Below are 9007 nucleotides of genomic sequence, written 5' to 3' on the forward strand. Positions count from 1 at the left end.
AACCGCCCCATGCTTGCGACCTTGACCGCCTTCGTCATCACCTCCGCCGCCCGGCTGATTACCGGAGCCCGTGCGTTGTGGCTCGGCTGCACGCCGCTGCCCGTGCAACGCCTGTACTTCGCCAACCACAGCAGCCACGGCGACTTCGTGCTGCTCTGGGCCTCGCTGCCAGAACCCCTGCGTAAACGCACCCGCCCGGTAGCCGGTGCCGACTACTGGGCAAAACCCGGGATCCGCGACTTTCTCATCCGCAACGTGTTCAACGGCGTGCTGATCGACCGACAGCGGGCAGAAGGCCAAGGCAGCCCCCTGCAGCCGATCCTCGAAGCCGTGGCCCAGGGCGACTCGTTGATATTCTTCCCGGAAGGCACGCGCAACCTTGGCGACGAGCCCCTCATGCCGTTCAGAAGCGGCCTGTACCATTTGGCTGCGGCCAACCCCGACGTCGAGCTAGTGCCGGTGTGGATCGCCAACCTCAACCGGGTCATGCCCAAGGGCCGCGCCCTGCCATTGCCGCTGCTGTGCACGCTGAGCTTCGGCGAACCCCTCCACCTGCAGGCTGATGAAAGCAAGCAGGCCTTTCTCGAACGGGCCGGCCAGGCCCTGCTGAACCTGGCGCCCAAGGATGCCTGACATGGACGACAATACCCTTTCGCTGTTCGCCGGCATCGGCGCCCTGCTGCTGCTCGCCAGCGTGATCGGCCGCCTGCTCAAGTGGCGTGCAGGCCCCGCGCCGCATGCGGTGATCGACAACCTCAATGCCCGTATCAACGCCTGGTGGGTGATGGTGCTGGTCATCGGCATCGCTTTCCTGTTCGGCAAGTACGGCGTGATCGTGCTGTTTTACGGCGTGTCGTTCTATGCGCTGCGCGAGTTCATGACCCTCACCCCGACCCGGCGCAGCGACTACCCGGCGCTGGTGGCGGCGTTCTATGTGGCGTTGCCGGTGCAGTACGTGCTGATCGCCATGGACTGGTATGGCTTATTCAGCATTTTCATCCCGGTTTATCTGTTCCTGCTGCTGCCAATCCTCGCCAGTTTTGGCGGCGACACCACGCGTTTCCTTGAACGCGCGTCAAAGGTGCAGTGGGGCCTGATGATTGCGGTGTATTGCGTTTCTTCGGTGCCCGCGCTGATGACACTCGACATCCCCGGTTTCGAGGGCCGCAACCTGCTGCTGATCGCCTGGCTGATCCTCGTGGTGCAGATCAGCGACGTGCTGCAGTACGTGTGCGGCAAGCTGTTCGGCAAACGCAAGGTAGCGCCCAACCTGTCACCCTCGAAAACCCTCGAAGGCCTGGTCGGTGGCGTGGCATTGGCCACGCTGATCGGCGCCCTGTTGTGCTGGATCACCCCGTTCAACTTCTGGCAGGCGGCACTGATGGCCCTGACCGTGAACGCCATGGGCTTCTTCGGCGGGCTGGTGATGTCGGCGATCAAGCGCGACCGTGGGGTAAAGGACTGGGGGCACATGATCGAAGGCCACGGCGGCATGCTCGACCGGATGGATTCGGTGTGCTTTGCGGCGCCGGTGTTTTTCCACTTTGTGCGGTATTGGTGGGCTTGAGAGATGATTATTCAGCCGTCTCCCTCACATTGGATCAGTGCACGCTTGCCAACTCTCGCAATGCTGCCGATGCCAGAAATCCGGAACGAGAAGCATACCGATGGTCGCGCTTTACCTTCTCATCGATCCGTTGCAACAGGTTTTCCGGCAGCGTTGCATTGAACCGCACCGCCTTGCCCAGATACGGAGTCACATCGAAGTCCACAACTGCCCAGACCCCGCCGTGGTAATCGGGGTTAGCCACATGAACATCAATCTCTTGCGCCTGCGGTAACGCTTCGTTATCAGCGACCAGACCTTCAAAATGCAATGCCAGTGCTTCCTGAATATTCTCTAGCGCCTGGGAAACACTCGCGCCTGCTGAAAAGCAGCCAGGCACATCAGGAACCGTTACGCCGTAATCCGAATCGGCGTCTTTGTGCAATACAACCGGAAACTTCATTACGCGTCTCCCCTGATGATTGAGCTGCTGGGACTACTGGGCTGTTTCAGCCCAGCTTGCTTCAAGATGTTATGTACAGTGCCCTTAGGCAGATCACTTTTAGGATGTGGCACCGTTACTCTCCCTCTTTTTACCGGGTGCCTGAACTGATGATGACTGCCCTTGACCTCGACCTCGTACCACCCGTCTGCCTCAATGATCTGAATTACTTCACGACTGCGCACTCGTTCTTCCTTTGACAGTCAGTGTGGATGATACACACCGAATAGAACAAAACGAATCGCAGTACACACTATGCACACCCAAGGCGACCAGTGGATGAGGCAGTCGAGTCGGTAGGCGCCAGCCTATTACCACGTAGGAATCTAGCCACGCCCGCGTCACCTCCCATCCACTCATTTTTGCGCATAGCGCAGTCAGGCACCTAAACGTCGACCCCAGGCAACTGCAGCTCGGCCAATGGCCCTATGGTGTCCAGTCATTCAGCCAGTCACCAGGAGTTGTGCCATGTCCGATTTCATCACCGTCCTGCGCGAGACCTGCCCGACGCCGGTTGTGGACGCCACCAAGTGGAAGCGCATCGGCGGCGATCCGCACACCGTCAACCTCAACGCCTACCTGTCGGCCGACGGCAGCAAGATCATGGGTACCTGGATCTGCACGCCGGGCAAGTTCGAGGTGAACTACGACAAGTGGGAGTTCTGCCACTTCCTCGATGGCTACTGCATCATCACCCCGGAAGGCGAAGAGCCGAAGCACCTGAAAGCCGGTGATGTATTTGTGATCGAACCTGGGATGAAAGGCACCTGGGAAGTGGTCGAGACGGTGCGCAAGTACTTCGTGTTCGCCTGATTCGTAGCTGGGCACCTGAGCAAAAAAAATCGCGGAGCAGGTGCCCTTCCCTCTGGTGCGCAGTTACAGAGGGAAGGCCACCTGGCCCGCGATCAAACCACCTCGCTCGTCAATCCTGCTTGCGGTACCCCTCGACGATGGCCGAGAAATCCTTGCCACCCTCTCCGCGCAGGCTCATTGCCTGATACAGCTGCTGGGCCACGGCCCCGAGAATTACCGGCTGGTGCGCCTGACGTGCGGCTTCGGTTGCCAGCCCCAAGTCCTTGAGCATCAATTCGGCGCCAAAGCCGCCGGTGTAACCGCGTGAAGCAGGTGCAGTTTCGATGACGCCGGGCCACGGGTTGTACGTGTCCGAGCTCCAGCAACGCCCGGTCGAGCTGTTGATGATGCCGGCCAGCACTTTAGTGTCGATGCCCAGTGCATTGCCCAGGGCCATGGCCTCGGACACGCCGATCATCGAAATGCCCAGCAGCAGGTTGTTGCAGATCTTGGCGATTTGCCCTGTGCCGACCTCACCGCAATGCACGATGTTGCGGCCCATCTGTTCCAGCACCGGTTTGAGCGTGTCGAACAACTCGACGCTGGCACCGACCATGAAGGTCAGGGTGCCGGCCGCCGCGCCGCCCGTACCACCGGATACCGGTGCATCGCCCATGTCCACGCCCTTGGCCGCAGCGGCCTTGGACACCTCGCGGGCGGTCTGCGGGTCGATGGTGCTGCAGTCCAACGTCGGGGTGCCGGGGCGTATGCCCGCCAGCACGCCGTCATCGTTCAGGTACACACTGCGCACATGGGCCGCAGCCGGCAGCATGGTGATCACCAGCTCGCTGTTGGCGGCTGCGTCCTTGGGCGAGGGGCTGATCTGCCCGCCCAGTTCGGCGAGTTCGGCCAGCACGGTCTGGTTCAGGTCAAACAAGTTCAGCTGATGCCCGGCCTTGATCAGGTTGCGGGCCATGGGCGCGCCCATGTTGCCCAGGCCGATGAATGCAATACGCATGGCGAACTCCTTAGCGCAGGCTGATGGTGGTGTTCACACCGTCATTGACGCTGTCGTCATCGAACCAGCGAGCGGTGACAGTCTTGGTCTGAGTGTAGAACTGCACCACTTGCTTGCCGTATGGGCCCAGGTCGCCGAGCTTGGAGCCGCGCGAGCCGGTGAAGCTGAAGTACGGCACCGGCACCGGGATCGGGATGTTGATGCCGACCTGGCCGATGTCGATCTCGCTCTGGAACTTGCGCGCGGCCGCGCCGCTCTGGGTGAACAGGCCGGTGCCGTTGCCGAACGGGTTGTTGTTGACCAGGGCGATGGCTTCATCGAGGGTGTCGACTTCCAGGGTCACCAGCACCGGGCCGAAGATTTCCTGGGTGTAGACCTGCATGTCGGTTTTCACCCCGGAGAACAGGGTCGGGCCAACGAAGTTGCCTTGCTCATAGCCAGGCACCGTAACGTCGCGGCCATCGAGTTCGAGCTTGGCGCCTTCCTTGATGCCGCTTTCGATCAGGCCCAACACCCGCTCCTTGGCACGCTTGGAAACCACCGGGCCGACGTCGGTGCCAGGTTCAGAGCCGGCATTGACCTTGAGCTTGCTCGCCGCCTCTTTGATGTCCGGCAGCCACTCGCGGGCCTTGCCCACCAGCACCGCCACGGAGGTTGCCATGCAGCGCTGGCCGGCAGCACCAAAGGCCGCGCCGACCAGGGCGTTGACGGTTTGGGTGCGGTTGGCGTCGGGCAGTACCACCGCGTGGTTCTTCGCGCCCATCATCGACTGCACACGCTTGCCGTGTTGGCTGCCCAGGTTGTAGACGTGGGTGCCGACTTCGGTGGAGCCGACGAACGAGATCGCCTTGATGTCTTGATGGGTGCAGATCGCATCCACCACCTGCTTGCCGCCATGCACCACGTTGAGCACACCGGCCGGCACGCCAGCTTCCAGCGCCAGCTCGACCAGCATCATGGTCGACAGCGGGTCCTGCTCGGAAGGCTTGAGCACGAAGGTGTTGCCGCAGACGATGGCCATGGGGAACATCCACAGCGGGATCATGGCCGGGAAGTTGAACGGGGTGATGCCCGCGCACACGCCGATGGGTTGGCGCAGGGTGTAGGTGTCGACGCCGCCAGCGACGTTTTCAGCGAATTCGCCCATCTGCAGGGTGCCGATGGAGGCAGCGTGCTCGACCACTTCCAGGCCGCGGAAGATATCGCCTTCGGCATCGGCAAGGGTCTTGCCCTGCTCGGCGCTGAGGGTCTGGGCGATGCGTTTGGTGTGTTCGCGGATCAGCGCCTGCAGCTTGAGCATGATGCGCATGCGCGCGCCGATCGGGGTGTTACGCCAGGTCTGGAAGGCGCGGTGGGCAGCGGCCACGGCAGCATCGACTTCCTCGACGGTGGCGAACGGAACCCGCGCCAGCACCTCTTGGGTGGCCGGGTTGACGATGTCGCGCCATTCTGTGGTCTTGGATTCGACCCATTGGCCATCGATCAGCAGCTTGACCTGCGCGACCTTGGTCTGGTCGGGGGATTGAGGTGCGTTCATCTGGGTTCTCCTTGGAATTATTGTCGGGTCGAGATCGCCAGCGCCGTGCAAACGCAAGGTGGCGTCCAGGGGCTTTTTTCGAGTATAGATGTGCAAACATCCAACAAGAACGCACAAAAAAACCGGATCATCATGCAAAAAGACCTCACATCCCTGAGCGCGCTCAACTGGGACGACCTCAAGTTCTTCCTCGAAGTGGCACGCACCCGCAAAGCCAGCAGCGCCGCCAAGCGCCTGAGCGTCGACTACACCACCGTGTCACGGCGCATCACCTCGCTTGAGGGTGCGCTGGGCACGCTCCTGTTCGAAAAGTCCCGGACCAACGGTTTCGTGCTTACCGCCGAAGGCCAGCGTTTGCTGGGGTATGCCGAGTCCATCGAAAGCACCTTGCACATGGCGTGCGAGCAGGTGTCGGGCTCGGGCGTGGCGCTGTCGGGGCATGTGCGCATGGGCTGTACCGAAGGCTTCGGCAGCTTTTTCGTCACGCCGCAACTGAGCCACTTCGTCGATGCGTACCCGGCCATTTCGGTGGATATCCTGCCGTTGCCGCACTTCATCAGCCTGTCCAAGCGCGAGGCGGACATCGTCATTGCCCTGGAGCGGCCTGAACACGGCCCGTATGTGTGCTGCAAGCTGTGCGACTACCGGCTACGGCTGTACGCGACCCAGACGTACCTGGACAGCCACGCGCCGATCCGGCAGGTGGGGGACCTGGCAAAGCATCCCTTCATCAGTTATGTGGATGACCTGGCGTTCAGTTCGGAGCTGTTGTACCTGGCCAACCTGATTCCCAATGCCAACGCGCATTTGCGCAGTACCAGCGTGATTGCGCAGTACACCGCGGCGTTGCAGGGGCGTGGGCTGGCGATCTTGCCGTGTTTTCTGGCGGCGCAGGATCCGCGGTTGGTGACGGTGTTGCCGGATGAGATCGAGGTGACGCGGCAGTTCTGGATGTACTGCCGGGAGGATTTGCGCAAGTTGAAGCGGATAACCCTGTTATGGGATTACATCCGTGGGGTGACGGAGGCGAATGCGCCGTTACTGATGGGGGAAACCCGCGAAATACGCTTTGCTCAGGAGTAATGCTGCTCTCAAGTAGGGCGCCGTACAGGTAGGCGCTGGCTCGCCTGCGATGGGCCGCAACGCGGCCCCCGCTCCATATCATTCAATCAGCACTCTGGCCATCTCAGATCCGAGTAGGCCAGACAGAGGTCGCTCAGTACGACGCCACCACAATTGACACCCGTCGATTTTCGGTGCGCCCGGCACTGCTGCGGTTGCTCGCCACTGGCTGGGTGCTGCCCAGGCCACGCGTCTGGATGTTCTGCCCTGGCATGCCGACCCCGATCAGCGTTCTGGCCACACTCTGTGCCCGGCGCTCGGACAATTGCTGGTTATAGGCCGCCCTGCCCGTCGCATCCGCGTGGCCATCCACCCGCACGCGCTGGATACCGACGCCCAGCAACGCCTTGCCGATTCGCTCGACGATGGCCTGGCTCGGGCCGTTCAGGCTGTCCAGGTCACTGCCGAACAGTACTTTGCCCGACAGATCGAAGGCCCAGCCCTCATCGGTCGGGGCGAAGCCTTCGCGCTTGAGCACGGCGATCTGCTCGGCAGTCAGCCCCTTGGGCGGGGCACTCTGGCAACCGGTAAGCGCCAACATGGCGAGCAACAAAGCCCAAAGGGGAAAACGCAAACGATGCATCACGGGTTCAGCTCCTGTTCTTGATTTCGGTGGCGGACCGTTCCGTCTGCGCCACTTGCCAATGGCCACGGCGTTTACGCTTGGCCTGGTACATTGCCGCATCGGCGGCGTCGAGAAGGCTGGCAGGGTCAGTGCCATCCACGGGGTAATAGGCGATGCCGACACTCAGCGAGGTGGCAATGCTGCTGCCACTGTCCAGTTGCACCGGCAGTTTCATGCTGGCGACGATCTTCTCGGCGATGTGTTCGGCGTCTTTGCGTGACTGCAGCGGCGTCAGCAACACCGCGAACTCGTCACCGCCCAGGCGTGCCACCAGGTCGTGCTCACGCAGTTGGGCGCGGATGCGGTCGGCAACGCTGATCAACACTTCATCGCCCACCGCATGGCCGAGGCTGTCATTGATTTGCTTGAAGTGGTCACTGTCGAGGAACAGCACCGCCAGATGATCCTGCTGCCGCGCCGCGTTGCGCAGGCAGCGGCTAAGGCGCCCTTCGAAAAAGGCGCGATTGGGCAGGCCGGTCAGGCTGTCGTGGCTGGCCTGGTGGGCCAGCGTCTGGTTTTCGCTCTGCAGGTGGCTGTGCCATACCTCCAGCTCATCGAGCAAGGCGTTGAAGTCGTTGCCCAGCTCGTTGAGCTCGGCAATCGGCGCTTCCGGGACGCGACGGTCGAAACGACGTTCGCGACGGGCGGCGTGGGCCACGCTGGCCAACCCGCGCAGTGGGCGAACGAGGTCACCGAGCAGGCGCCGTGACAGGTACAGGGCGACAACGGCGCTGAGCACCATGCAGAACAGGATCCCGCCCAAACCGCCGAGCAGGAACAGCAACAGGCTACGGCCCTGGCCAATCAGCTCGATGTGCCCGACCTTTTGCTGGTGGTGAAGAATCGGCAGGTTGACCGGCTCGTCCAGCAGCGCAGTAGCGACCTGGGTTTCCAGGTGCGCGAGCAGGCCGCTGTCGTTGCGTTGCCAGTGGGCCAGTTGCTCGCCCTCGTTGTTGAAGACCTTGGCGTCGGCCACTTCTTCGATACTGGCGATCAGTGCCAGCGCTTCATTGGCCGCGACGCGGTCGTCGAACACCACGGCAGCTTCCACGGTGTAGGTAATGGAGCGGGCGATCAGGTGCAGGTTGTGGTTGGCATACACCTGCAGGGCAAGCACGCCCAGCAGGGTTAGCGAAATACCCACCAGGCCCACGGCGAGCAGGGCGACACTGAGGTGCCCACGACCGAGTACCGAGCGCAGGGTCGGGCGAACGCGCTTGTTGCCAGTTTTCATGGCTGCGCACCTCGGCGCCGCGACAATTGCAGCACACTGGGGTGAATACGGACGCCGGAGCGCGCCACGGAGTCGAGGTTCACTTCAAAGGCGACCTGCTGATCGCTCACCCGCAGGCAGAACAGGCTGCCGACGGTACAGGGGTCGTCCGCCTCACTGATGCTCAGTACCGGGTGACCGCTGACACGCTGGAACAACTGATCGCGTTGGCCCTGATCGAGCTTGCCGATGTAGATGGCATCACAGGCCTGGGCGACCTGTGCATCCTCTGCCAGCAGACGACGCACCTGCAGGGGCCGCCCGGACTCCTGCACATGCCCCTTGATCAGGTCGTCGGCATACTCGGTAGGGCCGACCAGGCACAGGCGCAAGGGCGCAGGCTCGACGGGCCAGCGGGCGTAACTGAAGATCCCCAGCACCACCTGGGTGACGGCCTTGGCACGTTGTTGTGCCTGCACGCCGGTTGCTGAGGTTTGCGCCCAGGCAGGGCCTGCTAGTAGCGACAGGATGGCCAGCAACAGCGAAAGCGTACAGCTCGTCAATCGCCTCCCGGCCACGGTCATGTGGGATATCTCTCGAATTCCTTTCAGATGTTGGCGCAACGATAGCACATGGCCGCTTACCGTACCTG

General features: G+C 62.2%; 11 protein-coding genes. 4 read left to right on the forward strand and 7 right to left on the reverse strand.

Translation table 11 applies throughout. The features are described 5' to 3' along the window. Positions 1–9 precede the first annotated feature (9 nt). Positions 10–633, forward strand: coding sequence for a lysophospholipid acyltransferase family protein (locus ACSSU5_RS06815; RefSeq protein ID WP_492560857.1), 624 nt, complete (start codon positions 10–12; stop codon positions 631–633). A 1-nt stretch (position 634) separates the two neighbouring features. Next, positions 635–1567 (forward strand): phosphatidate cytidylyltransferase, encoded by a 933-nt coding sequence (locus ACSSU5_RS06820; RefSeq protein ID WP_027595453.1) that lies wholly within the window; start codon positions 635–637, stop codon positions 1565–1567. A gap of 34 nt (positions 1568–1601) precedes the next feature. Here ACSSU5_RS06820 and ACSSU5_RS06825 read toward each other — a convergent pair whose 3' ends face one another. Beyond that, a complete protein-coding gene (locus tag ACSSU5_RS06825; RefSeq protein ID WP_264311567.1) occupies positions 1602–2009 on the reverse strand; it encodes a type II toxin-antitoxin system HicB family antitoxin in 408 nt (135 codons plus the stop codon). Further along, positions 2009–2233 (reverse strand): type II toxin-antitoxin system HicA family toxin, encoded by a 225-nt coding sequence (locus tag ACSSU5_RS06830; protein WP_264311566.1) that lies wholly within the window; start codon positions 2231–2233, stop codon positions 2009–2011. The genes ACSSU5_RS06825 and ACSSU5_RS06830 overlap by 1 nt, the downstream gene beginning before the upstream one ends. Positions 2234–2516: 283 nt before the next feature. Here ACSSU5_RS06830 and ACSSU5_RS06835 point away from each other — a divergent pair, with 283 nt between their 5' ends. Continuing rightward, on the forward strand, positions 2517–2861 hold the full coding sequence (locus tag ACSSU5_RS06835; RefSeq protein WP_003251579.1) for a cupin domain-containing protein: 345 nt from the start codon (positions 2517–2519) through the stop codon (positions 2859–2861). A 109-nt stretch (positions 2862–2970) separates the two neighbouring features. Here ACSSU5_RS06835 and mmsB read toward each other — a convergent pair whose 3' ends face one another. Then, on the reverse strand, positions 2971–3858 hold the full coding sequence (gene mmsB / locus ACSSU5_RS06840) for a 3-hydroxyisobutyrate dehydrogenase (protein WP_492560858.1): 888 nt from the start codon (positions 3856–3858) through the stop codon (positions 2971–2973). 10 nt (positions 3859–3868) lie between these two features. Continuing rightward, positions 3869–5395 (reverse strand): CoA-acylating methylmalonate-semialdehyde dehydrogenase, encoded by a 1527-nt coding sequence (locus tag ACSSU5_RS06845; RefSeq protein WP_492560859.1) that lies wholly within the window; start codon positions 5393–5395, stop codon positions 3869–3871. 132 nt (positions 5396–5527) lie between these two features. Here ACSSU5_RS06845 and ACSSU5_RS06850 point away from each other — a divergent pair, with 132 nt between their 5' ends. Next, positions 5528–6478, forward strand: a complete 951-nt coding sequence (locus tag ACSSU5_RS06850; RefSeq protein WP_492560860.1) for a LysR family transcriptional regulator — start codon at positions 5528–5530, stop codon at positions 6476–6478. 133 nt (positions 6479–6611) lie between these two features. On the opposite strand, the gene yfiB is transcribed toward ACSSU5_RS06850, so the two are convergent. From yfiB to yfiR, 3 genes are read right to left on the reverse strand one after another with little or no spacing between them, the layout of a single operon-like run. Further along, positions 6612–7103 (reverse strand): outer membrane lipoprotein YfiB, encoded by a 492-nt coding sequence (yfiB, locus tag ACSSU5_RS06855; RefSeq protein WP_264311562.1) that lies wholly within the window; start codon positions 7101–7103, stop codon positions 6612–6614. 4 nt (positions 7104–7107) lie between these two features. Further along, complete coding sequence (dgcN, locus tag ACSSU5_RS06860; RefSeq protein WP_264311561.1) at positions 7108–8376, reverse strand: diguanylate cyclase DgcN/YfiN; 1269 nt, start codon at positions 8374–8376, stop codon at positions 7108–7110. Next, a complete protein-coding gene (yfiR, locus tag ACSSU5_RS06865; protein ID WP_264311560.1) occupies positions 8373–8939 on the reverse strand; it encodes a regulatory sequestration protein YfiR in 567 nt (188 codons plus the stop codon). Before yfiR ends, dgcN begins: the two co-directional genes overlap by 4 nt. Positions 8940–9007: the final 68 nt, after the last annotated feature.

This window comes from Pseudomonas sp. E1MeOHC2 (genome assembly GCF_058745025.1).

Coding starts and splice junctions, on each gene's coding strand:
- ACSSU5_RS06835 (WP_003251579.1), top strand. CDS start 2,517: ATGTCCGATTTCATCACCGTCCTGCGCGAGACCTGCCCGACGCCGGTT.
- ACSSU5_RS06820 (WP_027595453.1), top strand. CDS start 635: ATGGACGACAATACCCTTTCGCTGTTCGCCGGCATCGGCGCCCTGCTG.
- ACSSU5_RS06815 (WP_492560857.1), top strand. CDS start 10: ATGCTTGCGACCTTGACCGCCTTCGTCATCACCTCCGCCGCCCGGCTG.
- yfiR (WP_264311560.1), bottom strand. CDS start 8,939: ATGACCGTGGCCGGGAGGCGATTGACGAGCTGTACGCTTTCGCTGTTG.
- dgcN (WP_264311561.1), bottom strand. CDS start 8,376: ATGAAAACTGGCAACAAGCGCGTTCGCCCGACCCTGCGCTCGGTACTC.
- mmsB (WP_492560858.1), bottom strand. CDS start 3,858: ATGCGTATTGCATTCATCGGCCTGGGCAACATGGGCGCGCCCATGGCC.
- ACSSU5_RS06845 (WP_492560859.1), bottom strand. CDS start 5,395: ATGAACGCACCTCAATCCCCCGACCAGACCAAGGTCGCGCAGGTCAAG.
- ACSSU5_RS06825 (WP_264311567.1), bottom strand. CDS start 2,009: ATGAAGTTTCCGGTTGTATTGCACAAAGACGCCGATTCGGATTACGGC.
- ACSSU5_RS06850 (WP_492560860.1), top strand. CDS start 5,528: ATGCAAAAAGACCTCACATCCCTGAGCGCGCTCAACTGGGACGACCTC.